At 53.4% G+C, this 24,903-nt stretch carries 20 protein-coding genes and 1 riboswitch; of the genes, 15 read left to right on the forward strand and 5 right to left on the reverse strand.

The genetic code is table 11. The features are described from left to right. Window positions 1–209: 209 nt before the first annotated feature. Window positions 210–1,091, reverse strand: a complete 882-nt coding sequence (locus AC3ZPD_RS10745; protein WP_490984269.1) for a radical SAM/SPASM domain-containing protein — start codon at window positions 1,089–1,091, stop codon at window positions 210–212. Window positions 1,092–1,405: 314 nt separating this feature from the next. Further along, window positions 1,406–1,495: riboswitch (cyclic di-GMP riboswitch) on the forward strand. A 221-nt stretch (window positions 1,496–1,716) separates the two neighbouring features. Between AC3ZPD_RS10745 and AC3ZPD_RS10750 the strand changes: the two genes are divergently transcribed. The 6 genes from AC3ZPD_RS10750 to AC3ZPD_RS10775 all read left to right on the forward strand — a co-directional run bounded on the left by AC3ZPD_RS10750 (window position 1,717) and on the right by AC3ZPD_RS10775 (window position 7,182). Further along, window positions 1,717–2,982, forward strand: coding sequence for a methyl-accepting chemotaxis protein (locus AC3ZPD_RS10750; protein ID WP_490984270.1), 1,266 nt, complete (start codon window positions 1,717–1,719; stop codon window positions 2,980–2,982). Window positions 2,983–3,033: 51 nt separating this feature from the next. After that, complete coding sequence (locus AC3ZPD_RS10755; RefSeq protein WP_490984271.1) at window positions 3,034–3,471, forward strand: GAF domain-containing protein; 438 nt, start codon at window positions 3,034–3,036, stop codon at window positions 3,469–3,471. 17 nt (window positions 3,472–3,488) lie between these two features. After that, on the forward strand, window positions 3,489–5,114 hold the full coding sequence (locus AC3ZPD_RS10760) for a thiamine pyrophosphate-binding protein (protein ID WP_490984272.1): 1,626 nt from the start codon (window positions 3,489–3,491) through the stop codon (window positions 5,112–5,114). Between the two features lie 54 nt (window positions 5,115–5,168). Next, window positions 5,169–5,510: a hypothetical protein gene (locus tag AC3ZPD_RS10765; protein WP_490984273.1), complete on the forward strand. Its 342-nt coding sequence runs from the start codon at window positions 5,169–5,171 to the stop codon at window positions 5,508–5,510. A 23-nt stretch (window positions 5,511–5,533) separates the two neighbouring features. Further along, window positions 5,534–6,523: a ketoacyl-ACP synthase III gene (locus AC3ZPD_RS10770; protein WP_490984274.1), complete on the forward strand. Its 990-nt coding sequence runs from the start codon at window positions 5,534–5,536 to the stop codon at window positions 6,521–6,523. Window positions 6,524–6,810: 287 nt separating this feature from the next. Continuing rightward, the gene (locus AC3ZPD_RS10775; RefSeq protein ID WP_490984275.1) at window positions 6,811–7,182 is read left to right on the forward strand and encodes a hypothetical protein; all 372 of its coding nucleotides are present in this window, start codon (window positions 6,811–6,813) and stop codon (window positions 7,180–7,182) included. A gap of 99 nt (window positions 7,183–7,281) precedes the next feature. Here the strand turns inward: AC3ZPD_RS10775 and AC3ZPD_RS10780 are convergent, their stop codons facing one another. Next, the gene (locus tag AC3ZPD_RS10780) at window positions 7,282–8,331 is read right to left on the reverse strand and encodes an anthranilate phosphoribosyltransferase (RefSeq protein ID WP_490984276.1); all 1,050 of its coding nucleotides are present in this window, start codon (window positions 8,329–8,331) and stop codon (window positions 7,282–7,284) included. Window positions 8,332–8,350: 19 nt separating this feature from the next. Next, window positions 8,351–8,953 (reverse strand): ANTAR domain-containing response regulator, encoded by a 603-nt coding sequence (locus tag AC3ZPD_RS10785; RefSeq protein WP_490984277.1) that lies wholly within the window; start codon window positions 8,951–8,953, stop codon window positions 8,351–8,353. Window positions 8,954–9,232: 279 nt separating this feature from the next. Here AC3ZPD_RS10785 and nirB point away from each other — a divergent pair, with 279 nt between their 5' ends. The 5 genes from nirB (at window position 9,233) to AC3ZPD_RS10810 (ending at window position 17,376) form a co-directional block, all read left to right on the forward strand. Beyond that, window positions 9,233–11,674 carry a nitrite reductase large subunit NirB gene (gene nirB, locus AC3ZPD_RS10790; protein WP_490984320.1) on the forward strand — a complete coding sequence of 814 codons (2,442 nt, stop codon included), beginning with the start codon at window positions 9,233–9,235 and terminating at the stop codon, window positions 11,672–11,674. Window positions 11,675–11,697: 23 nt separating this feature from the next. Beyond that, window positions 11,698–12,033, forward strand: coding sequence for a nitrite reductase small subunit NirD (nirD, locus tag AC3ZPD_RS10795; RefSeq protein ID WP_490984278.1), 336 nt, complete (start codon window positions 11,698–11,700; stop codon window positions 12,031–12,033). After that, window positions 12,030–12,797 carry a uroporphyrinogen-III C-methyltransferase gene (gene cobA, locus AC3ZPD_RS10800; protein ID WP_490984279.1) on the forward strand — a complete coding sequence of 256 codons (768 nt, stop codon included), beginning with the start codon at window positions 12,030–12,032 and terminating at the stop codon, window positions 12,795–12,797. Before nirD ends, cobA begins: the two co-directional genes overlap by 4 nt. Window positions 12,798–12,877: 80 nt before the next feature. Further along, window positions 12,878–13,873, forward strand: coding sequence for a stalk domain-containing protein (locus tag AC3ZPD_RS10805; RefSeq protein ID WP_490984280.1), 996 nt, complete (start codon window positions 12,878–12,880; stop codon window positions 13,871–13,873). Between the two features lie 251 nt (window positions 13,874–14,124). Continuing rightward, a complete protein-coding gene (locus tag AC3ZPD_RS10810; RefSeq protein WP_490984281.1) occupies window positions 14,125–17,376 on the forward strand; it encodes an alpha-mannosidase in 3,252 nt (1,083 codons plus the stop codon). A gap of 131 nt (window positions 17,377–17,507) precedes the next feature. Here AC3ZPD_RS10810 and AC3ZPD_RS10815 read toward each other — a convergent pair whose 3' ends face one another. Further along, complete coding sequence (locus AC3ZPD_RS10815) at window positions 17,508–18,443, reverse strand: helix-turn-helix transcriptional regulator (protein WP_490984282.1); 936 nt, start codon at window positions 18,441–18,443, stop codon at window positions 17,508–17,510. Window positions 18,444–18,531: 88 nt separating this feature from the next. Between AC3ZPD_RS10815 and AC3ZPD_RS10820 the strand changes: the two genes are divergently transcribed. The 3 genes from AC3ZPD_RS10820 (at window position 18,532) to AC3ZPD_RS10830 (ending at window position 21,782) form a co-directional block, all read left to right on the forward strand. Next, window positions 18,532–19,104, forward strand: a complete 573-nt coding sequence (locus tag AC3ZPD_RS10820) for a dihydrofolate reductase family protein (RefSeq protein WP_490984283.1) — start codon at window positions 18,532–18,534, stop codon at window positions 19,102–19,104. 546 nt (window positions 19,105–19,650) lie between these two features. Beyond that, window positions 19,651–20,805: a ribosome small subunit-dependent GTPase A gene (gene rsgA, locus AC3ZPD_RS10825; RefSeq protein WP_490984284.1), complete on the forward strand. Its 1,155-nt coding sequence runs from the start codon at window positions 19,651–19,653 to the stop codon at window positions 20,803–20,805. A gap of 182 nt (window positions 20,806–20,987) precedes the next feature. Beyond that, complete coding sequence (locus AC3ZPD_RS10830; RefSeq protein WP_490984285.1) at window positions 20,988–21,782, forward strand: SDR family NAD(P)-dependent oxidoreductase; 795 nt, start codon at window positions 20,988–20,990, stop codon at window positions 21,780–21,782. A 136-nt stretch (window positions 21,783–21,918) separates the two neighbouring features. On the opposite strand, the gene AC3ZPD_RS10835 is transcribed toward AC3ZPD_RS10830, so the two are convergent. Next, window positions 21,919–22,332, reverse strand: coding sequence for a cupredoxin domain-containing protein (locus tag AC3ZPD_RS10835; RefSeq protein ID WP_490984286.1), 414 nt, complete (start codon window positions 22,330–22,332; stop codon window positions 21,919–21,921). A gap of 809 nt (window positions 22,333–23,141) precedes the next feature. On the opposite strand from AC3ZPD_RS10835, the gene AC3ZPD_RS10840 reads away from it, so the two are divergent. Then, window positions 23,142–24,884 (forward strand): methyl-accepting chemotaxis protein, encoded by a 1,743-nt coding sequence (locus AC3ZPD_RS10840; protein ID WP_490984287.1) that lies wholly within the window; start codon window positions 23,142–23,144, stop codon window positions 24,882–24,884. The last annotated feature ends 19 nt before the right edge of the window (window positions 24,885–24,903 follow it).

Below are 24,903 nucleotides of genomic sequence, written 5' to 3' on the forward strand. Positions count from 1 at the left end.
AAGCATGGACAATCCCAATTCAAAGTGTCCAAGCCGATATGGCACTCCGGGGACAGCGAACAGCCAGAGTATAAACGGCTCTCGGACTCCCGGCAGCAAAAAGACGTGCTGCGCAAAACCTGCGACAGCACGCCCGAACGGCGGCAAGAAGCCGTTACATTCTATTTTTTCCGTAATAAATTTGGTCCGGCTTTCATTCTTAAGTCCAATCAGGCGCCGGTGCCAAACCGTTTGCGGTACCCGCATTTCCGGCACAGCTCTTCGATGGCTTCCCTTCTCGAGAAACCGTAGAACAAGTTGTTGGCCCGTTCGCTTTCCACGATTTCGGAGAAGCTGCTGCTTTGCACGTTGCCCAGATTAATGACGCCTTCGCCGTCCAGACAGCAGGGAATGACCGTCCCGTCCACCAGCACGCCGGCTTGGGTCCGAAGCCCGTGGCAAAAACCTTTGCCGTCGTCCTCCGGCGCATTCAGGCTGGGCCACTGGAATTCATAATCCTGGTTCAGATAAATGTTTTTGGCGATTTTGACGCCTTTACCCGGCTCGACTTTTTCTTCGATTCTATAATCGAGGCCGAACTCTTCCTCCAGCATGGAGAGGGTCTGGCGGTTGCGCTGGCGCTGGGCGTTGGTGAGGTTATCCTCGGTTAAATTCCACAGCCGGAAGGAGATCAGCACGCCTTGCTCGGCGGCATCGCGGGCAAAACGCAAAATGGAACCGACGTATCCTTCGCGGTCTTCGGAGCCTTCATGGCCGTCAAAGCTGTGCAGCGAAAAGTTCATTTGGCGCAGGGCGGGTTTACCCAAAATTTTGGCTGCGGCTTTATGCAGCAGAGTGCCGTTGGTCGTAATATTCACTTTAAAACCTTTCTCATGGGCCGAATCGAGCAGCAGGTCGATTTTCGGATGGAGAAGCGGTTCGCCTTTAACGTGAAGATAAATGTGGTTCGTATGCGGTTTAATCTGATCCAGAATGTCGTTGAACATTTCGGGTTTCATAAAGTTGGCTTTTCGAGCGGTCTGAGGGCAAAAGCTGCACGCCAAATTACAAACGCTCGTGATTTCGATATAAACTTTCTTGAATGTTTTCAAATGAGGTATCCCCAATCTGCTAATGATGGCCTGTTTATTTATTTTATAAGAAGAGGAACCCCCCTTCAAGCTTTGTAATCAAAATTGGAACGGATATCCAGTTATATTTAAAAAGTCCTAATATGAAATATTCCTATGACCTAATGAATTAAAAAAGTGTCAATTTTATGAAAAAATTTGAATTTTGAATGCAAACTATGAAAAATTTTACCTTAATTTCCGATATTAATGATAGTCTAGTCTTCATAGGAATTCCGAAGGATACCGCAACTTCGGTTTTCCGGAGAATTACAACTTTATACTTAGAATCATAATGAAGTAAACAGCAAACCAGTCCGAAAGGCTGGGACGCAAAACCACGGATCTAACGTTATTGACCCAACTATGACCGCCGGGCTGCCAATCTTATGTTTCTTCCACTTCGCTGCTTTTGGCCGCCGGGACTTTCAGATTTGATTTGAAGGTCTTTTTTGCGTTCTGCTTTCGGAAGGTTTGGGCGTTTTCGCGGGAATTTCGGCGCAAAGGAGGTCCGTTCAGGAACAGGCTGCCCGTCCCGTCAGGCAGCAGGAATTTAAACAAAGCATTTGAACCATCGGCAACTACAGACAGCAAAGGAGCAAGTAAGTTGAACCTGTTAATGTTGAGAAAAGGAATCACGCGCAAGCTGGTGCTGCTGGGCGCTGCTCCGCTTGCTATTTTGGCGATTGGGTTTGGCCTTGTTTTGAACAGGCTTGGATGGATGAATGTATGGGGAACCCTTTCCATGGTTGTCTTGTTTATCCTGCTCAGTCTGGTTGAACTCCGGCTTATTACGGATCATCTGATGAAACCGCTTCGGAAGATGACGGAATATGCGAAGGAGGCGGCGCAAGGCCGTAAGACCGACGCGGCAAAGCTGGAGGCAGGCGGTGAATTCGGGGAACTTGCCGCTTATTTCGGGCAAATGGGCACCAAACTCCATGAAGTTATCGGACATACAAGCGAAATGGCGGGGAAAGTCACAACTACGTCCAAAGATTTGTCCAGCAGCATGGAATTTTGCACGGACATGGTGGTCGGCGTTGCCGAATCCATCAAAATGATCACCGAAGGCAGCGAGCAGCTGGTAGAGAGCGCCAGAGGGAACAAACTGATGCTGGAGGAAGTAGGAAAAGGCATGGAGCAAATCGCCTTGTCCTCGCAGGACGTAGCTAACGAATCCTCCGACGCGGCGCGTTTGGCGAATGAAGGAAATGAAAAGATCGGCCGACTGGTCGATCAAATAAGCATTATTTACGATACGACGCTCCTTTCGTCGCAGGCGGTCCATGAGCTGGATGAACGGACCGCGGAAATCGACCGCGTTACGCTGATGATCGCCGAGATCGCAAGTCAAATCAACCTGCTCTCCTTAAATGCGGCCATTGAGGCGGCCAGAGCCGGGGAATACGGAAGAGGTTTTGCCGTAGTAGCCGGGGAAATCCGCAAGCTGGCGGAGCAATCCGCCGAATCCGCCAACGAGATCGCACGAACGGTATCGCATATCAGGCAGGGTTCCCAGGAATCGATTCTCGCAATGGGCAAAGTGAAAACCGAAGTGGAAACCGGAAGCGTCCTGGTCTCCGAAGCCGGCGAGTCCTTCCATGGCATCGTCCGTCTGGCGGAGCAGGTTTCGACCCGGGTGCAGGAGGTTTCCGCGGTTACCCAGCAAATCAACGCCAGCACCGAACATATCCTGGGCTCGGTTACGCAAACTTTAGCCATTACAGAAATGAATTTAGCCGGTACGAAAGAGATTGCGGCATGCTCGGATGAGCAGCTGAGCTCTATGGAGCAAACGCTGGCATCCGCCAGACAGCTTGAAAGTGACGCCGGGCAGCTTCGCGAGCAGTTCAGCAAATATACGCATTAGTTTAACCGAATATCCATATCTAACGGACTGAAACGGTCAGGGAGGGCGGAAATGGAACAGCTACCTTTATTATTCGAAGAACTTGTCCGGCTTACCGGTGTTGCAGACATTGCTTACCACGAAATAGTTGACGGCCGCCTTAGTCCGGTACTCAAAACGAATACGGACCATCTGGGCGTTGAGAGATGGAAGCAAGCGCATGCCGCGAATCCGGTCCACATTGAAAAAGACAGGCTCCTGCTGTCCCTTATGGCGCAGCCTCATACGTCTGTAGTTCAGGACGTCAAAAACGATCCGCGTTCGTCCGATGAGTTTTTTCTGTTCGGCATCGACAGCATTATGATTATTCCGGTTGTGGAGGAAGAAAGTGTTCAGGGTATTGTAGTTGTGGCTGCCATCGGGGAGCTGCATCATTTTGGCGAAGAGGAAATTCAACATGCCGAACGCCTGGTTGATCAATACAGAGGTGCTTTTCAAATTCTTGGATAAGGGGTTGGGAAGAAATCATGAACATTGCAGAGGCCATGCTAAAGTATTTGAAAGAAACCGGAGTTGAATACGTATTCGGGATTCCCGCCGGAATTATCAGCCCGATTTACGATGCTTTGATCGATGTGGATATTCAGCCTATTATTACGAAAAATGAAGCCGGCGCCGCCTATATGGCCGCCAGATACGCCAGCACGACCGGCAGGTTGTCCGTTTGCGCCGGTGCAGGTGCCGTAGGCGTCGGCAACATGATGAACGGCATAGCCGACGCGATGCGCGCCAAAGCTCCGATGCTGATCGTCACCGGGTATGTCAACCGCTGGCAGATCGGCAAAGGCGCGATCCAGGAGATGGATGCGCAGCATATCGTCAGACCGATTACCAAATACAGCAATACCGTCATGGATGAAGCCGATGTGCTGGCCGAGCTGGATAAAGCGGTGCGCATCGCCCTGACTCCACCCTTTGGTCCGGTACATATCTCCGTGCCGATCGACGTGCAGCGTCTCGAAGCTCCGGCCCGGCTTCCCGCTGCGCCGGATCTGCAGGAGCTTCAGCGCATGCCTTATCCGGCCGGTTTGGTTGACCACGCCGCCTCCTTAATCAACGACGAAGCCAGGGGGCTGATCATGGTGGGCCGTGGAGGGCGTTTGGTGGCCAAGGAAATCATGGCGCTCAGCGAACGGCTGCAGTGGCCGATTATCACCACTCCTTCAGCCAAAGGGATCATCCCGGCCGAATTTTTGCTGAACCTTGGCAATTACGGGTTCTCCAGCACGGACGTTGCCAGCGAATATGTCGCTTCAAGCGAACCGACCTGCCTGCTGATCCTGGGGACAAGCCTTGGCGAAGCGTCGACCTGCAACTTTAACGATGTGCTAGTAAGCGGGCGCAAGGTAATTCAAATCGATCGGGATGCGAAAGAGCTTGGGAAGGTTTTTCAGACCGATGTTCAAATTCAGGGAGATTTGAGGGATGTGCTGCCTTACCTGTCCGCCCGGGTCAAGCCGTCCGCCCATACCTTTGTCAAACCGCTGCCGCTGAATGCTCCGTATGAAAAAAATCATACCGGCTTGTCGCTGCGGCTGTTCCTGGAGAAGCTGGGCAAGGTGATGCCGAAAGAAACCCGCTACGCCTGCGACATTGGCGAGTTCACCAATTTTGTCGTGAAATATCTGGAGGTTCCGGAGGGCGGAGATTTTGAAATCAACCTGAACTACGGCGCAATGGGATCGGCGATGGCCGGAGGCCCCGGCGTTTATCTTGGAGACCGTACACGTCCGGTGGCGGTCATCGCGGGGGACGGTTCCTTTTTCATGAACGGCACGGAAGTGCTTACGGCGAAGGAATACAAGCTCCCGATTGTTTATATCATCATCAACAATGCCATGCTTTCTTACGTGGAACGAGGCCAAAAATTCCTGTTCAACCGGACCATACCGGATTATAAGCAGGAGCGCGTTTCGATCAGCGATATGATGCGCCTTGCCGGGATCAGGGGACTTTCTGTGGACACGCTTGAGGATATGGATGAAATCCCGGGTTTTATCCGGGAAATGACCGGTCCGTGCATCATTGAAGTCAATACGGACGGCAGCGAACCCGCTCCGATCCTGGACCGGCTGAAGGCGCTCAAGAAATAACGGAAACATCTAGATAACAAAAAATAAATCCTAACGGTTTTGGAGGAATTACACATGGGAAGTTTTACAATTAACGTTGATAAAAACGCAAAAGTCTTTTACGCAGAAGTAGAGGGCACTTTTACGCCCGAGGATGGCATGAAATCCATCAACGCTTACAAAGAAGCCGTTTCTACGATTAATATTCCTGAATTCGCCATCGATATTGACTGCACCAAACTGAATGTGTCTGCACCGGACACGCTGCCGCTGCTGGAGGCAAACTTTCAACAATTCAAAAGTGACGGGTTCCACAGCATTACCTTCCGCATCGCGAAAAATCCGATTCTGAAAATGCAGCTGTCCCGCGTAGCACGGACGGTTCAGATGGACAAATACGAAATCATCGAACAATAAATAACTAACGAGGAGGGTGCCCAATGAGCGGCGTGCAAATCAGGGAAATTGCGATGTATCATCCGGCCCATGAAGTAGGCAACGATTACTATATCAAGTATTTTGCCGAAAAGGGTACGGATGTCACAAGTTTGGTAAACGGCCTTGGCCGAAATAAACGTTTCGTTATTGATACCCCTGCCGAAAACTCTTTTACGATGGCTTTGGAAGCCTCCAAGGCGGTTTTGGAACAAGCCGGCCTGCAGGCTCCGGATGTCGACCTGATTATTTTCACTTCCCAAACACCTGAATACCTGCTGCCAAGCAACGCGCTGAAGCTGCATCATTCGCTGGGCGGGGATCTGAATACGGCCTGCTTCGACATCAATGCCAACTGTACCGGCATGCTGGTCGCCATCGAGCAAGCCTCCCGTTACATGATGTCCAATCCGCGGATCGAACGCGCTTTGGTGGTGGGCGCCGATTATTTGTCCATCCATACGCCGGATGAGCCTGTTTATCATTCCAACGTAGGTGAAGCGGCTGTAGCCGTCATCTTGGAGCCGGCCGAGGGGACGCGCGGATTTATCGATTCGGTTTACCAAACGGATACGTCGGTGATCGACAACTCCAAGTTTCCGGCCTACGGGTTGTCGAACCTGTACCGTGAGGAGTTTACGGCCAAGGACGCGCAGCTGCAGTTTGTGCCGTTTGACGATTCGGTTTGCGCCGCATCGGCTGTCGACTCTATCCGGATTTTGCTGGGCCGAAACGCAATAGACCAAAACGACGTAGCCGCTTTTATGTTCTCCCAGTTCACGCCCGGCAATATCAAACGCGTATCGGAAGGCCTTGGCCTGGACCCGGAAAAAGTCGTTTATATCGGGGACCGGTTCGGTTATACGCTCAGTACAAGCCCTGTTCTGGCGCTGCATCAGGCCGTCCGGGACGGAAAGGTAAAACGCGGGGATTATCTCGTGTTATGGACGGTAGGCGCGGGCTGGCAGAATGTGAGTTTGTTGTTACAGTACTGAGTTTACCTTAATGAACCTATGAACTTAATAAATCTAGCAGAACCTAATATGCATCCTGAAAAGCATCGGACCTGGTCCGGTGCTTTTCTTTTTTTGTGCGAGAGGTGTGGAATAAGGAGGGTGTCGGATTGTGTAGAAAATATAAAAAAGCAGTCGAATATTTCCTGAAGCCATAGTATATTAGTAAAGTACCTTGCACAGACGCAGACATCTATCGTTATCTTTTGTCTCGGTGCCCGACAATTGCAGCATACATGAGCAAGATTTACATACTTGGAGGAATTGTTATGGGGAGCTTTAGCATTGAGCTGCATAAGGCAACAAAAACGATGAAGGTTCGGGTGGAAGGCGTTTTTTCGCCGGAGGATGGCAAAGCTTCCATAGAGGCGTATCATCAGTATGTGGCCGGCATTCATGTTCCGGACTACGTTATTGATCTGGATTGCAGCCGTCTGGAAGTATCGGCGCCGGAATCGCTTCCGCATTTGGGTCACTGTTTCGAGCTGTACAAAAACGACGGGTTCCAAAAAATTATTTTCCGCATCGCCGCCGATAATCCGATTCTCAAAATGCAGTTGAACATGGTGGCCCGAACAACCAACCTGACCAACTGCGAATTTATCGAGATAAAGGCGGATAAAGATAATCAGGCAGTGTAAGGACCTGATACGAGTTAGGCTTGAAATTAAAAATGACGTGGGCCGGTGGGCATTCTGCACCCGGTTCACGTCATTTTTTTAGATGAAGCGTTTTTTAGGTCAGCGGCTCCCCGAGGCGGATTTGGCGCTGGCCAGCAGGGCGTTTTTCCATTCCGTATAGGTCTGCCAGGCTTCCCCGCTGTCGAGCAGGCTTTTGCAGGTATATAAACCTTCTTCGACGGATCCGACCTTTCGAGCAAGATGGAGCCTTACCGCCGCATTAAGCAGCGTTTGGTTATAGAACGCCATATGTCCGCGTCCCTGCAGGACCTCTTCAGCCGTGTGCAGCTGCAGAGCTGCCGACCACTCCAGGTCGGGAACGGGCGTATCCAGGCCGATCATTTCCGGATCGATGACATCCATGGAAGGCGTACCGTTGTCGAGGACGTAGATCCGGTTGGCGCGGTCAATGAACAGATCATCAGAGCCCTCCTGGCCCTGAATGATCAGGGCGTTTTTGTAACCCAGCTTGATCAATAAACGAGATATACGGTCAAACACCGTGTTATGAAAAATGCCAAACGCGATGTAGGGCGACGTACCATAATCGGCGAGTTTTTCGACCGTGTTAAAAATGGTGCGCATCCCCAGCTCTTCGCGGATTGGCCGCAGCGAGGCCAGCTTTGGGGACCAGCGGTCGGCATTGGCGTACAGCACCCCGCCGAGCCGGGCGGCGGCGATAAAGTCCTCGGGGGCCAGCAGCTCCGGATTCAGGCCGGCTTCCAGCAGAATATCCTGAAGGGTAATGCCCCATTTCGGCGGCAGGGGGGCGCTTCCGTGAAGCGTCACGGGAAGCCCTGCCGCCGAAAGCAGAAAAGCCACGGGGAAGGTGGAAATAAACGAAGACCTCCGTCCGTCGTAAGGTGCCGCGCAGTCCAGATTTTCCCGAAACACATTTTCCCGCCTGGCATTCATTCTGACAGCCTGCACGAACGCTTCCAGCTCGGGGATGGATTCCAGCTTGATCCGCTCGGCGGCGAGAAAAGCTCCGGTTTGAGCGGGGGTTGAAGCTCCGTTTAGTATCGACTCGGCGGCATGGTAGGCATCCTCGTAATTTAAGTCCCGTGCCCCGCGTTTGCCGCGCGCTACTTCTTTTAAATGATTGATCATGAGTTAAGCCGTCCTCCTCTTAGGGTTTATGCAGCAGCTGATAAGCCTTAACGATCGAGGTTGCTACATCGACCATGCGCTTGCGTTCGTTCATCGCCTGCTTGCGCAAGAATTCGTAGGCTTCCGACTCCGGGATGTTCCTCATCTTGGAAATAATGCCTTTAGCCATATCGATCCACTTCCGCTCTTCAAGCCGAGAGAGCAGCTGCTCCCGTTCTTTCAGCCACTGCTGCTGCGCATAGAACTGCCTCGCGCTGAAATGCAGCGCCCAATGAACATCGGACGGAGTCATGGAAGCCGAAAGGATGCCGTCAGCCGCAAAATCATCCTCACAAGCCGCTGCGGACAGGTCCGAGGTGAGCTCGGAGCACCACCAGAGCGCCGGTGCGGCTTTATGTTTCAAAAGCTCGCTGCGCCAATCCGGATATTCCGAAATCGGGACGACAAGGATCGCAGCGTCGGCGTCCTGGAACTGAAGCAGCGCTTCATCGGGATTGTCGGCCGCTGTGACCTGATAACCGCTCTGCAGCAAAACTTTTTCGGCGGAACCTGCTTCAGAGGAGAGAAGATACTGGTGATCCGAAGGGGTTAACCTGCTTCTAATGATCAATAGGGAGTGCATGTTCGGGACTCCTTTAGTTTGATTATGTAACATTATATAACGCGGGTAAGCATTGTCTAGCGGATTTTAAATAAAAAAATTTTATATGTTAGAATTATTGACGTGTCGACCTCCGGCATGTATAGTCTTTCTATAACTAATTTGCGCGGATACAATGGCGTATTCGTTAATCGAGGCAATGAAGCCTGTTTCATTTCGAAGGGAACTTTATGTTTCCCTGCGGAATGCTGCAGGCTTTTTCTGTTTTTCTTTAAACAAAGGAGCGTGGAGGGGATGGCCTTGAAACAGAAAGAGAAGCTGGTGCTGGTAGGTAACGGAATGGCCGGGCTGCGCATGCTGGAGCATTTGCTGAAGCTGGCGCCGGAGCGGTATGAAATTACGATTTTTGGTTCGGAGCCTCATCCGAATTACAACCGGATTATGTTGTCTTCCGTACTCGCCGGGGGAACCGGAATGGATGAAATTATTCTGAATGATCTGAACTGGTACAAAGAACATCACATCACGCTTCATCTGGGACATACGGTGAACCGGATCGATACGGCCGGAAAGAAGGTAGTTTCCGATCAAGGGGTGGAAGCTGCCTACGATGTGCTGGTGCTGGCTACCGGCTCGAACCCGTTTATGCTGCCCCTGCCCGGCGCGGACAAGGAAGGCGTAATTGCTTTCCGGAGCATTCAGGACTGCGAGACGATGATCGAAGCTTCCAAAACCTACAGCAAAGCTGCGGTAATTGGAGGCGGACTGCTTGGCCTGGAAGCGGCGAGAGGGCTGCTGAACCTGGGGATGGAGGTTTCGGTCGTCCATATCCACCCTTATTTAATGGAAAGACAGCTGGACGAGACGGCTTCGCGTATGCTGCAACGGGAGCTGGAACAGCAGGGCATGAAGTTTCTGTTCTCCAAGCATTCGGAGGCGATTCTGGGCCGGGGCCGCGCCAGGACACTGGCATTTACGGACGGAGAGCGGATCGACGCCGATCTTGTGGTGATGGCGGTCGGTATCAGGCCTAATATTGAGCTGGCGAAAAAGGCAGGGCTGGAGGTAAGCAGAGGGATTGTTGTAAACGACTATATGGAAACGAGTGCCCCGGGTATTTATGCGCTGGGCGAATGCGCGGAGCATCGGGGAATCGCTTATGGCCTCGTTGCCCCGTTATATGAACAGGGGGCGGTTTTGGCCAAACGCCTTGCGGACGTGACTACTGAAGGCTACGCGGGTTCAGTGACCTCGACGAAACTCAAAGTATCCGGCGTAGATGTGTTTTCTGCCGGCAGCTATAAGGAGCAGGATGGCTCGCGAGTTCTTAGATATCAGGATGAGCTGGAGGGAACGTACAAGAAGCTGGTCATTCAGGGCGAGAGGCTGGTGGGAGCGGTTTTGTTCGGAGATACGTCGGACGGAGCCGAGTTGTTCTCTTTAATGAAGAAAGGCGAGTCGATCCAGGGCCGGGAAAAAGAACTGCTGTTAGGCGTTCCGGCAGACGCCTTATCCAAGGGAACGGGCGGCGGCAGGCTTGAAGCCATGCCGGAGGATGAAATCGTCTGCGGCTGCAACGGGGTGTCCAAAGGCACGATTATGCAGGCCATTCAGGAGAAGGGCTGCACCAGTGTAGGTCAGATCAAGGCGTGCACGAAAGCCTCCGGCTCCTGCGGCGGCTGCAAACCTGAGGTGGAAGGGCTGCTTCAGATTTATGCCGGGGAAGCCGCCGTCAGCGTGAAGGAAGGAATTTGCGGCTGCACGCCGATGAGCCGGGATGAAATCGTGGCCGAAATCAAACGGATGCGCCTCATGACGGTTAAGGAAGTGATCAACGTGCTCGGCTGGGAAACCGAAGAAGGCTGCACGAAATGCCGGCCTGCGCTGAACTATTACCTGGGCATGCTTTGGCCGGATGAATACGTGGACGAAAAAGAATCGAGGATTACCAACGAACGGTACCATGCCAACATCCAGAAGGACGGCACTTATTCGGTAGTCCCGCGCATTTACGGAGGGGTTACCTCTCCTTCGGAGCTTAAGAAAATTGCCGAGGTGGCGGAGCAGTTTGAGGTGCCGATGGTCAAATTTACCGGCGGGCAGCGGCTTGACCTGTTGGGCGTCAAGAAGGAAAATCTGCCGAAGATTTGGGAGGCGCTGGATATGCCTTCCGGCCATGCTTACGGCAAAACGCTGCGCACGGTCAAAACCTGCGTCGGCAATACATTTTGCCGTTTCGGCACTCAGGACGCCATCGGGATGGGCATCAGGCTGGAACGGGAGTTTGAGCGGCTTAACGCTCCCGCCAAAGTCAAACTAGCCGTCTCCGGCTGCCCGCGAAATTGTGCCGAAGCTACGATTAAAGATTTTGGCATCGTAGCGATCGACGGCGGCTGGGAGCTGCATGTCGGCGGCAACGGCGGCGTGCATGTGCGGGCAACCGACCTGCTGTGCGTCGTCAAGACGGAGGATGAGGTCGTCGAGTGGGCATCGGCTTTTCTGCAGTATTACAGGGAGAATGCAAACTGGAATGAACGCACCTCTACCTGGGTCGAACGCGTAGGGTTGGACAGCATCAAACAAGCGCTTGAAAGCGGGGAAGCCAGAGCGGCCCTGCAGGCCCGAATCCGCGCCGTTCTGGACAAAACGACGGATCCATGGAAACAGATCGTGAACGAACCCGAGCTCCGCAAAAACTTTGAACCGCTGGCTGGTGAAGAAGTGAGCCGGACAGGAATTTAGAGACAGGAAGGGGCATGAAGAGGATGGAGACGGTAAAAATGCTGGTCGGATCGGTGGCGGAAATCGATCCGAAAGGATCAAGGCTTGTACGGGTCAACGACATGGAAATTGCCTTGTTCCGCTTGTCCGACGGCGAAATTTTGGCGGTGGAGAACAAATGCCCGCATAAGGGCGGGGTTCTTTCGGAGGGCATGGTCTGCGGCCGGATGGTTCATTGTCCCCTGCACGACTGGCGGATCGATCTGCGCAGCGGGGCCGTGCAGGAGCCTGACACGGGCTGCGTGACAACGTTTCCCGTAGAGGTGGATCCGGAACGGGGGTTGGTATTTCTACGGGTTACCACCGGAGTGCCGTCATGAGCGCCGGCCGGGTTTCCATTGTCGGGGCCGGTCCCGGAGATCCGGAATTGATTACGCTCAAAGCGGTTCGCCGGATCGGGGAAGGGGACGTTATTTTATACGACAGGCTGGTGAATCGGGAACTGCTGCATTATGCCAAACCCGAAGCGATAACGATTTATTGCGGCAAGGAGCCCGGTAAACATACGTTTTCTCAAGAGCAAATTCAATCGTTGATGGAGCAATACGCCTTGTCCGGGAAACACGTCGTCCGTTTAAAAGGCGGGGACCCGCTTGTATTCGGACGAGGGGGAGAAGAAGCGCTGGCCATGGCGGCAGCCGGCATTCCTTACGAAATCATTCCCGGGATCACCTCGGCTTTGGGCGCTGCGTCTTCCGGTGAAATCCCTTTGACGCATCGCGGGATATCCGCCTCCTGCGCTTTTGTCACCGGGAGCCGGTCCGTGAGCGGAGAACATCCGGTACGGTGGGATCTGCTGGCCGGAGCCGTGGATACGCTGGTCATCTATATGGGGATAGCGGAGCTTTCGGAAATCCGCAGCCAGCTGCTGAAGAACGGGAAGGCGCCCGGCACGCCCGCTGCGATCATCGAGCGGGGGACGACGGAGCGGCAGCGGATTATAACGGGCACGCTTGACCGCATAGACAAACTGGCTGCCGCCATGCAAGCCGAAAACCCGGCGCTCATCGTCATCGGCGAAGTGGTGAAGGTCCGCTCCGAGCTGCTTAGCTTGGAAGCCGGGATTTTGCGGCAGACGAGCTGAGAGCGGCTGAATGGGGGGCCACGGCGGTACAGTTCTATTTTGAAATTGGAGCGAATTACGACTATAAACCCCAGTGGATCGTGCTGAAGCAAGACGGTACGGTTTGGATGAATGCGGATGGAGCTTTGACTTCTTTCGTGCAGATTCCTGATTTAACGGACATCACTGCAATTAAAGGCAATTCGGCTTTGAAAAAAGACGGCACCGTCTGGACCTGGCCCCGCCAGTTCGAGACCGAGCGGCAATTCGATCAGCCTCTGACGCCGGTTCAAATCAGCGCTCTTCCGCCTATAGGAGATTTACAGGGAGACGACAGCGTTAAGCTGGCGATTGATCGGCAGTCCCGGCTCTGGTTTTGGGGCAATACCGTAACGGGCTACTCGGACGGTACTACCTATCACGACCAGACAATTCCGGTGCTGCTGTCCAAAATCAGCCAAGTGCGGCAGGCGGTGACGGCGGAACGTTCTTTAGTGGTCCTTACGGCCGCGGGCCAGGTTTATGAAACCTCGCGGGAGCAAGAACAGATGCCGGGGGATGCGACGTTCCGGCTTTTGGCGAACGGAGTTTCTTCCATTAAAAGCGGCGACCGCCACGTTTTGATGCAGAAGCAGGACGGTTCGCTTTGGGGATGGGGCGTAAACAAAAACGGCCAGCTTGGCAGCGGGGATATGGAGTTTATGCACGACATTCCCGTTCCAGTGCAGAAACCGATATCCATCCATTTAAACGGGGAAGCGGTAGCGCTAAAAAACGGCGCGGTCATTCGGGGAGGGCAATCCTTTATCCCTGTCCGGTCTATTTTTGAACAGCTGGGCGCCCAAATCGGCTTTGATCAGGAAACGAAGGTCGTGACGGTCAAACAGACGGACCAGACCGGAAAACAAACGGTTATTAAGCTGAATATGCGGACGGGAACGGTTGAGCTAAACGGCTCGCCGATCCAGCTTCAGCAAAAGCCGTTTGATGTTAGCGGCGTTTCCTATTTGCCGCTGCGTTTGATCAGCGAACAGCTGGGAGCCAAGGTGGCCTGGGATGCCCAGGCGGAAGACATAGCGATTACGTTTTCTAAATAAGCTCGGACCAATGATGACCGATTAGGAAAGAAACAGCTCGAACTCGTTTCCCATCGTTCCAATTGGAAGAGGGACTTAACCCTAAAAAAGAGCAGGAAAAAGAGGAGAAAATTCTCCTCTTTTCTTTTATATAACACGTGTTATAATCGAGTTGGCTAAATGAATAATGACGGTACATATTGGAGTCATTCTGTTGTTTTAAAGGCATTTTGCAGTGGATCGAGAACTAACGAAAAGGCGAGGTGGAGAACATGCATTTTACGATCGAAAAACTGGAACGGCGCATTAACGAGCTGGCCGGACTCCGTTACCGGGACTCCCAACAGCTTGAGAATCTGCGTCTGGTTGCAGGAGAAAAAACGTACGAAGAAGCCGTGGGACAAGCGGAAGGCTGTCGGGTCGTACGGATCGGGGACCGCTGGGGCGGGAGAGATGTTTATGCCTGGTTTGTGGCGGAGTTAAGCTTTCCGGAGAGCTGGAAAGGACGGGACATCGTCGGGCTGATCAAGCTCGGTGAAACCGGCGGAGGCAACTGCAGCGGATATGAAAGCCAGGTTTTCTGGAACGGGGAGGCGCTGCAGGCGCTTGACCGAAACCATGGAGAGCTGTTTGTGCCGGCCGCTTCGGTGGAGGCAGGACAGGCGCTGCTGGCCATCCGGGCCTGGAGCGGGCTGACCGCCCCGAACGGCGACCATGTGCCTTTTGATCACCGTGTCGACCGGCTGGAATTCGCTGTGCTGGACGGAGCGGTGGACGACCTGTATTACACAGCGCTGCATATGCTGCAGACAGTGAAGGTGCTGGACGACCGGGTGCTGGAGAAGCAGGCGATGATCGCCGCACTGGACAAAGCTTTTGCCTGCATCGACTGGAGCGTGAAGGGTTCGGACGATTTCTACCGCTCCGCAGCGGAGGCCAGACAACTGCTGCACGAGGAGCTGGCGGCCATTCCGCGTGGACCGCGTCCGCAGATCACGGCGGTGGGCCACTGCCATATCGACGTGGCTTGGCTGTGGCGCCTGAAACATACGCGGGAGAAATCGGGCCGTTCCTTTTCCACGGTGCTGCAGCTGATGGACCGCTTCCCGGAACATGTATTCATTCAGTCTCAGCCGCAGCTTTACGCTTATTTAAAGGAAGATTTTCCGGAGCTGTATGCCAAGATCAAACAACGCGTGCAGGAAGGCAAATGGGAAGCGACTGGCGGCATGTGGCTGGAATCGGACTGCAACATTCCGTCCGGCGAGTCTTTGGTGCGCCAGCTGCTGGTCGGCAAACGGTTCTTCAGAGAGGAGTTTGGCGTAGACAACAAGGTGCTTTGGCTGCCGGACGTATTCGGCTACAGCTGGGCGCTGCCGCAGATTCTGAAGAAAAGCGGGATCGATTATTTTATGACGACCAAAATCAGCTGGAGCCAATTCAACCGTTTCCCTTACGACACCTTTACCTGGCGCGGCATTGACGGCACGGAGCTGCTGACGCATTACATCACGACGCCGGACAGCGACGGAAGCTGGTACTACACCTATAACGGCAACGTGACCGGTTCCTCCGTTCAGGGGCTGTGGGACAATTACCGGCAGAAGGACATCAACGACAAGCTGCTGCTGGCTTACGGCTGGGGAGACGGCGGCGGCGGGCCAACCCGCGACATGATCGAAGCGGTGCGGCGGTATGAAGATATGCCGGCTGCTCCTCAGGTGAAACCGGGCGGGGCGGAAACCTTTTTCAAGGAGCTTGAAGCAAGTGTCCGGGACGAGCAGAGGCTGCATTTATGGGACGGTGAGCTTTACCTGGAATACCACCGGGGAACCTACACGTCGCAGGCCTATAACAAAAAGATGAACCGCCGCATGGAGCAGCTCCTCCATCAGGCTGAATTTTTAAATACTTTGGCTTACATGCTGAATCCGGCCCACCGGTATCCGGCTGCCGAGCTGGGCGGCGTTTGGCAGACGGTGCTGCGCAACCAGTTCCATGACATCATCCCGGGTTCCTCGATCCGCGAGGTGTATGAGGACAGCCGGGTGGAATATGAGGAAGCGCAGCAGACCGTTCTGAAGCTGATGGCCGAAGGCATCGAAGGGCTTCATCCGTCCAAATCCGAAACCGCGGGTACGGGTTCAGGTTCTAATTCAGGCTCTGTTTTAGCAGCCGGACAGCGGGTGGTCCGCGTCTTCAACGGATTGGGCTGGCGCCGTTCATTTACGGCGGACGTAGTCCTGAAGGATGGCGAGGATACCGGAAACGCGGAGGATTGGAGCTGGTATTCGGCGGACGGCGAACTTTTGGAGAGCCAGGTTCAGGCTCAGGCTGAGGCCGGTTCCGGGAAGATCGTTTCGGTCAGCGTCAAAAACGTTCCGGCTTACGGTTATACGACCCTTTACGGGCGGAAGGAAGCTCCAGCTATCGCCGCTGAGCCCGCCGGGAACACGGATTGGGCGATTACGACAGGAGCGGTTGAAACGCCGTTTTACAGCATCCGGCTGAACGAGGACGGCCAGCTGGTTTCGCTGCTAGATAAGCGGGCCGGACGCGAGGTGCTCAAATCAGGCGAACCGGCCAACGTGCTGCAGGTATTTGAAGATAAACCGATGAACTTTGACGCTTGGGATATCGATATTTTTTACCAGGAGAAAATGAAGGTCATAGACGATCTGCAAGAGATCAAGGTGCTGGAGGAAGGCCCGCTGCGGGGAGTGCTGCTTCTGAGATACCGGTATCTGAATTCCGAGATTACGCAAAAAATGACCGTCTACCGCGACAACCCGCGCATTGACTTTGTGACGGAAGCAGACTGGCATGAGCATCAGCAGCTGCTCAAAGCCGCGTTCCCGGTGGACATTCGTTCGACCAAAGCAACCTATGAAATCCAATTCGGCAACGTAGAGCGGCCGACCCATTGGAACACGAGCTGGGATTATGCCCGGTTTGAATCGGTGGCGCAGCGCTGGGTGGATTTGTCGGAAGGCGGCTATGGCGTCAGCCTGCTGAACGACTGCAAATACGGCCATGATATCCGCGGCCATGTCATCCGGCTCAGCCTGATCAAATCGGCGACATGGCCGGACGGCTCGGCCGATCAGGGGCATCACGCCTTTACGTATTCGCTGCTTCCGCACAGCGGCGGCTGGCTGGAGGGCGGGACGCAGCAGGCGGCCTGCGAATTAAACCTGCCGCTTGCGGCTGTGGGCCTGGAAGCGGGCCAAGCGCAAGCGGCAAGTCCGGCCGAGCTTGGCATGCTGGACATCGATTTGCCGAATGTGCTGATCGATACGGTCAAGAAAGCCGAAGACAGCTCGGCGCTGATCGTCCGCCTGTACGAATTCGGCGGCAGCCGCGGAACGGCGCGCCTTACGCTGGCTGCCGAGCTTGGCGGCATTCTGCAGGCCGAGGAAACCGATCTGCTGGAAGAGAATCCGGAGCCGCTGAAGGTAACGGGGCAATCGGTAGAGCTGTTTTTCAAACCTTACGAAATCAAAACGTTGCGTATTACGCTGTAGCGAACGGGCAAACGGGTGGACAAAGAGCAAACGAACAGATGAGCAATACAACACACCATTGATAAGGGCAAGGGCTTCAAGCTCCGCTTAGCGGGTTTGAAGCCCTTGTTTTTTCACTTGTTGTTTTTTCCCTATTCCAGATAGGAGGCAAGGTTCTCCTCCAGCAGCTTCCGCATCCGCTCGCGCAGTTCCTGCGGCTCCAGCACCTGCACATCGGGTCCGTAGCCCAGCAGCTTGCGGGACAGATAACGGAATTCCGAGGGAGGCACCGACCCGATCCACTCGCCGCCATGAAGCGGCTGAAAAAGCGGTTCATCCGCAGCCAGCCTGGCTCCGAATTCCGTAAACCGCAGGACGACCTTTACGCCAGGCCTTTCGTCTGCAGCGCTGAGCCATTCCTTCAGCGTGGGGAGCTTTGCCGCAGCACCGGAATTGCCGTCCGGGGCAGGGAAAGGCTCCAGCGCTTCCAGTTCCAGCACCCGGTCTACCCGGTATAACAGCACCCGTTCATTCGCCAGAGCGGGCATATACCACCGCTGGTTATCGTGATAAACGCCCAGCGGATAAGCTTGTTTAGTTTCGGGCCGGCCAGCAGGCGAAGCATAAAGGAAACGCAGCTCCCTCCGTTCCAGCGCGGCATTCAGGATTTCGGTCGTAAAAGGGGAAGTCGGCGTATCCCGTAAAGCGGGAAAACTCAGATGGTCCTGCAGCCGGTCGATCCGCTCCTGCACATCCCGGGGCAGCTCCGCAAAATACTGCAAAGCGAGATGCTCCCGCACGGCCGAATAAGGGAAATCCTTGATTTGCTCCAGCAGCCGGAGCATCAGAAATAACCCCAAAGCTTCCGTCAGGTTCAGCTGCAGGGGAGGCAAAATCCGGTTGGGCAGCACCCGGTAACCTCCATGCGGGCCGGTTTCGGTATATAGAGGGAAACCGGCCCGCTGCAGATGATCGAGATCCCGCTGAATCGTACGTACGGAAACCCCGAAACGTTCGGCCAGCTCGCGGGCGGTGATTTTGGTGCGGGAATCGAGCAGTCTCATGATCGCAAGACGGCGTTCGTTCATGGCGGTTCCCCTTTCTTGTTTATCTACGACAAGTTTTGTCATAAATACAGTTTATCATAAATCCAGATCAAGAAAGGAGTGAGTTTGGATGAATCAACAGGAAGTGGTTTTGTACGTGGCGATCAGCCTGGACGGTTATCTTGCCCGGGAGGACGGCTCCGTGGACTGGCTCGATCAAGTAGAGGGGGACGGGGGTGATAATGGCTACAGTGATTTCTACCGGACGATCGGATCCCTTGTGATGGGACGGTCTACTTATGAAGTGGTTCTGCAGCTAAGCGAGGAGTTCCCTTATGCGGGGAAGCCAGTCTATGTTTTTACTTCCGGAGCCGAAAAGGTCACGCCGAACGAGCATGTAGTGTTTACTGATGAATCGCTGCAGGTCGTGACGGAACGATTAAAAGCCGCGTCCGAAGGCGACATTTGGCTTGTCGGCGGCGGCAGGCTGGTGAAAGGATACCTGGAAGCCGGTCTGATCGACCGTGTGGAGCTTGCCGTAATTCCGGAGGTTCTTGGCGCAGGAATTCCGTTATTCCCGAAAGGAGTGCCGGATACTAAATTCCGTTTGAACGGGATTCGGCAGCTCGGACAAATCGCGATGTTGTCTTACCGGACCATCCGGGAGGATGGAGAGGATACCGAGGATACGGCAAACCGTTGATGCGGAAACGGGAAAAAACAAGTATAGCCGGTTGTTCCGTTTAAATCCGCCTTATTATGCCGTACAATACAACTATCTATTTATCGGAAGGGAGCTGTGTAGCAATGAAAAAGATATCTTATTCGCAGGTTTGGCAAAAGGCTCAGCATGCACAGCTTTCCGGCAGCCGATAAGGGAAAGACAAGAAATGGACGATTGAACCGGATGTTTCCGGAATTCGGCCGGAGTTCTCCGGAGAAGTCCAGCTTGGTCTAAAAGTGAACCTGACCGGGAAAGCCAGTGTGCTTTCGCGGTTTTTTTGCGTCCTGAGGAATCAGGACGGCTTCTTCCATAGACTCATGAACAGACGGAACCTGGTCAGAGCTTCGGCAGGCGGCAGTCGGCGGTGTGTCCGCCGGCGGCAAGCCTGTAGGGCTGGATAGGACCGTTCGGAACATGAGGCTTGGAGGGCCGACCGCGAAGAAAGCTTCGCGGTCTTTGTTATTTTTAGGGAAGGAGTTTAGAGCACGAACAATGATGGAAGATGCGAAAAATAGGAGGAATTGGATGAATAAACACAATGAAACGCTGCTCGCGCCGTATGGCTGGAATCAGGAGCTTCAGCGGCGGTGGGTGCAGGCCTTCACAAACGAGGAACAAGAACAGGAGCAGGCTCAGGAGGTCCGGCCCGAAACAAGCCAGGGAACAGGGACGGCCCTGCTTCCGGCCCGGGTTATTGCCGACCTTGGGCATAAATACCGGCTGATCACGCCGCATGGGGAGCTTTGGGGCGAACTGTCAGGCAAATACCGCTTTATGCTGAGTGAAGGAGAAGGCGAACTGGTGCCGGCGGTCGGCGATTGGGTGTCCGCGGACTGCCGCCCATCGGACGGCAGCGCAACAATCCGGGGAGTGCTGGCGCGCAAGAGCCAAATCTCCAGACAGGCGGCGGGCCAGGAAACCAAAGAGCAGATCGTGGCCGCCAATGTGGATGTGCTGTTTCTGGTAGCTGCGCTTAACCACGATTTTAATGTTCGGCGACTCGAACGTTATTTGATTATGGCTTACAGCAGCGGAGCGATGCCGGTGATCGTGCTCAGCAAAGCGGATCTGTGCGACGATCTTCCTTTTTACCTGGCGCAGGCCGAAGGTGCCGCGCCGGGAGTGCCCGTGCTGGCGGTCAGCGCGCTGGAGGATCAGGGCATTGAGCAGCTTGCCCCTTACTTGAGCGGAGCGCGGACGTGTGCGCTTGCGGGTTCTTCCGGTTCGGGCAAATCGACGCTGCTAAACCGGCTCGCCGGCCGGGAAATCCAGGCTACCGGCGGCATCCGCGAAAGCGACAGCCGCGGCAGGCATACGACTACCCACCGGGAATTGTTTCCGCTGCCGGTCGGGGGTGTCCTGATCGATACGCCGGGCATGCGCGAGCTGCAGCTTTGGGACGACGGCCATGACGGGCTGAGCGGTGCTTTCTCAGATATCGAAGAGCTTGCGCAACTCTGCCGCTTCCGAGACTGCCGGCACCGCAGCGAAGAGGGCTGCGCCGTGCGTGAAGCAGTGGCCTCCGGAGAGCTTGAGAGCTCGCGGCTCGTTAACTACCATAAGACGCAGCGCGAGCTCGACTATCAGGCGGCCAAGGAAAGAAAGCAGCAGACCGTCCGGGCAAGGGGCGGAAGCAGAAAGAAAAGCAAAACCTTGGCGGACTGGAGAAAAGAGTACTGAAATAAAGCAGCGATCAGAGCAAAGCAGTTCTAAACAAAGCAGGATGGAACAAGGCAGAACGGACAGTGGGAACCTTTTGGTGCCTATATTACCTGAAAGTGCTTACTGTTAATCCCTTCCATTCGGGTTAATAATAGAAGGGAAGCTTACATGCACCCCAATAGAACCCGGAGGGATGAAAAATGGACTTGCAGTTAACAGGAAAAACCGCGCTGGTCACCGGTTCAACCTCAGGCATTGGCAAAGCGATCGCCATTACGCTTGCCGCCGAAGGCGCCAAGGTGCTCATTAACGGGCGTTCGGAGGATAAAGTAAAGGAGGTCATCGAAGAAATCAAGGAAAAGGTTGCCGGAGCCGTATTGGAGCCTGCCGCTGCCGATCTGGGTACGGAGGAAGGCTGCAGACGCCTGCTGGCCGCTTACCCTGAAGTGGATATTTTGATCAACAATTTGGGCATTTTTGAACCCAAGGAATATTTTGATATCCCGGATGAAGACTGGTTCCGTTTCTTCGAAGTGAATATCATGAGCGCCGTACGTTTAACGCGCCGTTATTTAAAAAACATGATCGATGCCGGCGATGGCCGGATCATCTTTATTGCCAGCGAAGCCGCGGTGATGCCGTCGCTCGAAATGGCTCATTACAGCGCCACCAAAACGATGCAGCTTTCTTTGTCCCGCAGCTTGGCCGAGCTTACCAAAGGAACCAAGGTAACGGTCAATACCCTAATGCCCGGCTCTACGCTGACCGAAGGCGTGGAAACCATGCTGAACACATTGTACCCGGATCAGCAGCTTTCCCTGGAAGAAGCGGAGCGGAAATTCATGAAGGAAAACCGTCCGACCTCCATCATTCAGCGGCTGATCCGCCCCGAAGAAATTGCCGGCCTCGCAGCTTTCGTCTGCAGTCCGCTGTCTTCAGCCATTAACGGAGCCGCGCTGCGGATCGACGGCGGGCTTGTGCGCAGCATTTTCTAAAGGGAAGGCTGCAGCAAATTACTGAATGGCTTGCGGTCAGTCCGGCCGCCCGCGCTGCAAAGCCAAATCCCCCAGCCTTAGGCTTGGGGGATTTGTGTTTTTTTAAGCGGACTTGCGTCCCGTGATCCACCTCCGGTTATTTTACCGTAATCGTGCCGGAGTACATATACATGCCGCAATGGAATTCATAGGTGCCCGGTTTGAGGTCGCTTAGCGTGTAGTAATTATCTCCTTTTCTCAAATACACATTCATGCCCAGATCGGTGGAGGCGACGTCGCGAATGCAGGAGATGCCTTTTCCTTTCTTGAAATTGAGCTGGACAGGTTCACCGGCCTGAATTTCAATGTGATTCGGATAAAATCCGTTTTTCCTGACGTCGACCGTAACCAGCTTCGACTGTGCCTGCTGCTGCCCGGACTGCGCAAAAACGGCCTGGTCCGCCGGAAGCTCGGGCATATGGTCACGGATGTAAAACAAAGCAAATCCTCCAAACAGAAACGAGGTCAATACAACGGTCAGAAACGGCCAAACCGCGGCAAATCTTTTCACTTCCTTCATTCCCTTCTTGAGCAGATTCTCTTTTTGGGGTAACAGCCGCCGGGCGTTACTCTATTGTACGAGCCTAGGGGTTCGTATATGAACGTCTTGTTCGCTCTATAGTGTATTTTTTTAACAAATATGATAGAAGGGTGGAAGGCTCTCGAAAAACAATAGTGATTTTTAAAGAAATTAGGAAAAAAGGCTCAATTATTCGTTTAATCAACCGATATTAAGTAAGGAAGTTGTCATGCGTCACTGCTGTCTGTGTGGCCAAGCTACAGGATTTGGATTCTACGGTTGAGGGTTCAGGATTAGGGGAAAAGGAAGAGAATAGCAAATAGACGGAAAGAGGGGGAGTTTATCGATTAAAAAGCTTATAAATTCTTCGTCAAGTCAGGCACCGACAGAAAGAATTCGTGTGATAAAGCTAGGTTTCCCTCATACATAAAATCCGAAATTAGAAACATCCGTTTCGTTCAAGTTTTAAGGCAGGATACGAGGATCTATTGTAGGCAAAGTCAAGCGTTGACAGCGGTCGGACAGCGTTTCCGGTTTACCGGCAGCAAGAAGGATTAGAAGAAAAGAAGCAGTTGGTTATCAGTTTTAAGCAGATTTACGGACGACGCCAGGTCGATTTTTTTTGATGCTTGTTTTCGAAAGAAGAACTGTAATTTTTCATAGTTTTTGGAAAATTTTCAAAAACGTTCTTTTTCACGTCTTTTTTCGAATGAACAAGGGGATTCTTTTGCATGCAAGCAAAGACGCCCCGTGAGATTAAACCCGCAGCAGCCACAACACTCAGGAGGTTTTGTCCCATCATGAAGGGTAATAAAAATAATTATTTTAACAAGAACTTATGGTTTTCCATGCTTAATATTTTGATTATCGGCATTTTGCTCATAGGCGTGAGCGAATATCTCCAGACCGATATTTTGATGCAAACGCTCAAAACCCAGACCGAAACGGTTACGACCCAATGGGCAAAGGACTTTGACCATAAAGACGTTGAAGCCGCTTTGGCCGATAAAAGCTGGGATACCGAAGCCCAAAAGAATCTGACGGCCGAATTTAACCGTTTGTCCGAATACAATCCGAATGTGGCCCAGGGTTACCTGTTTGGCACCGAGCTGAAGAACGGCAACCAAACAAGCCTGATCGCCTTCCCGGATAACGTATTGGATTCTTTTAAACAGGAAGGCATGAAGGTCGGCGATTTCTACGAGCAGCCGGGACCGGTTGCCGACGGCATCCGGAAAATGCTGAAAACAGGCACAAAAACGTTCACGGACGTCTACAGCGACGGCTTCGGAACTTGGATGACCATTTTGTATCCGATTAAAGATGACACGGGTAAAATTGATTCTTACTTTGGCGTAGACGTTAACGCCAGCATGATTCCTAACGGCAGAAAAACGTTCCTGGAAGAAACGCTGGTTCTGCTTCTTGCGGCTTTGATCGTCTTCGGCGGACTGCAATATTATGTAGCCAGAAAAACGCTCCTTCCGCTTAACGAGCTCGTTCGGGGGATTCAAAAGGTATCCCAGGGCAAGCTGAACTTTTTGCTGAGCGAAAAAGGCACGTTCGGAGAATTGAACAAACAGTTCAATAACATGTTGAACAGCGTCAGATCCGTTATGCAGGGAATCCAGGAAACGGCGGTCAGTTCTTCGGAGGTTTCGAAACATCTCTTTACGATTACCGAGCAGAACAAGCAAGGCGTTGAAGCGATTACCGCTGAGGTTGCAACCATGAACGACAGCGTAGGGACACAGGTGGTTTCCACGGCCAACGCCGGGGCGTCCATGCAGCAGATTTCGGCGTCTTTGCAAACGATCGCTCATAATGCTAGCCATGTATCGAGTGCGTCCCAGGAAATGCAGGGCAAATCCGAAGAGGGCAATGCGGCCATGCAGAGCATTTCCAGCCAAATCAGCCAGATCAGCGAAACTTCAACCGTTACTTATGAAACAATGAAGATTCTCGAATCCAAATCCGAAGAAATCGGCAGCATTTTGAATCTGGTGAAGAGCATCACCGAACAAACGAACCTGCTTGCTTTGAATGCCAGCATTGAAGCGGCACGCGCCGGCGAAAACGGCCGCGGCTTCGCCGTTGTTGCCGGAGAAGTCCGGAAGCTGGCCGAGCAGTCGAAGCTGGCCACGGACCAGGTCGGTGCATTGGTTGAGGAAATTCAGCTGGAAACCGGCAAAGCCGTAAACTTTGTATCCCGGAGCACGGAAGAGATCAAGCAGGGATTGGCGCTGGCCGCGGAAACGGGCGTCAAATTCGAAGAGATTATGCTCGCTACCCAGCAGGTTGCCGACCAGGTCATCGATATTTCCAGCTCGACGGAAGAGATCTCCGCCGGAACGCAGGAAGTTACGGCCATGGTTGCCCAGCTATCGGAAATTTCCACACGTACGTCTACAAACGCTCAAAGCATTATGGATACCGTTTCCGTACAGGAACAGTCCTTTGAGGAAATCCACCAGTATGCCACCAAGCTGTCCGAAGTGGCTGAACAACTGAATCTGATGGTAGGTAAATTCGAAACGAAATAACTTGGATGACTATTCGCTT

It is taken from the genome of Paenibacillus mobilis (assembly GCF_058267595.1).

What these genes read in the sequence shown, in the direction of transcription:
- AC3ZPD_RS10770 (WP_490984274.1), top strand. Translation starts at nt 5,534, where the DNA reads ATGAGCGGCGTGCAAATCAGGGAAATTGCGATGTATCATCCGGCCCAT.
- AC3ZPD_RS10760 (WP_490984272.1), top strand. Translation starts at nt 3,489, where the DNA reads ATGAACATTGCAGAGGCCATGCTAAAGTATTTGAAAGAAACCGGAGTT.
- AC3ZPD_RS10840 (WP_490984287.1), top strand. Translation starts at nt 23,142, where the DNA reads ATGAAGGGTAATAAAAATAATTATTTTAACAAGAACTTATGGTTTTCC.
- AC3ZPD_RS10815 (WP_490984282.1), bottom strand. Translation starts at nt 18,443, where the DNA reads ATGAACGAACGCCGTCTTGCGATCATGAGACTGCTCGATTCCCGCACC.
- rsgA (WP_490984284.1), top strand. Translation starts at nt 19,651, where the DNA reads ATGAATAAACACAATGAAACGCTGCTCGCGCCGTATGGCTGGAATCAG.
- AC3ZPD_RS10775 (WP_490984275.1), top strand. Translation starts at nt 6,811, where the DNA reads ATGGGGAGCTTTAGCATTGAGCTGCATAAGGCAACAAAAACGATGAAG.
- AC3ZPD_RS10785 (WP_490984277.1), bottom strand. Translation starts at nt 8,953, where the DNA reads ATGCACTCCCTATTGATCATTAGAAGCAGGTTAACCCCTTCGGATCAC.
- AC3ZPD_RS10820 (WP_490984283.1), top strand. Translation starts at nt 18,532, where the DNA reads ATGAATCAACAGGAAGTGGTTTTGTACGTGGCGATCAGCCTGGACGGT.
- AC3ZPD_RS10810 (WP_490984281.1), top strand. Translation starts at nt 14,125, where the DNA reads ATGCATTTTACGATCGAAAAACTGGAACGGCGCATTAACGAGCTGGCC.
- cobA (WP_490984279.1), top strand. Translation starts at nt 12,030, where the DNA reads ATGAGCGCCGGCCGGGTTTCCATTGTCGGGGCCGGTCCCGGAGATCCG.
- AC3ZPD_RS10755 (WP_490984271.1), top strand. Translation starts at nt 3,034, where the DNA reads ATGGAACAGCTACCTTTATTATTCGAAGAACTTGTCCGGCTTACCGGT.
- AC3ZPD_RS10830 (WP_490984285.1), top strand. Translation starts at nt 20,988, where the DNA reads ATGGACTTGCAGTTAACAGGAAAAACCGCGCTGGTCACCGGTTCAACC.
- nirD (WP_490984278.1), top strand. Translation starts at nt 11,698, where the DNA reads ATGGAGACGGTAAAAATGCTGGTCGGATCGGTGGCGGAAATCGATCCG.
- AC3ZPD_RS10765 (WP_490984273.1), top strand. Translation starts at nt 5,169, where the DNA reads ATGGGAAGTTTTACAATTAACGTTGATAAAAACGCAAAAGTCTTTTAC.
- AC3ZPD_RS10780 (WP_490984276.1), bottom strand. Translation starts at nt 8,331, where the DNA reads ATGATCAATCATTTAAAAGAAGTAGCGCGCGGCAAACGCGGGGCACGG.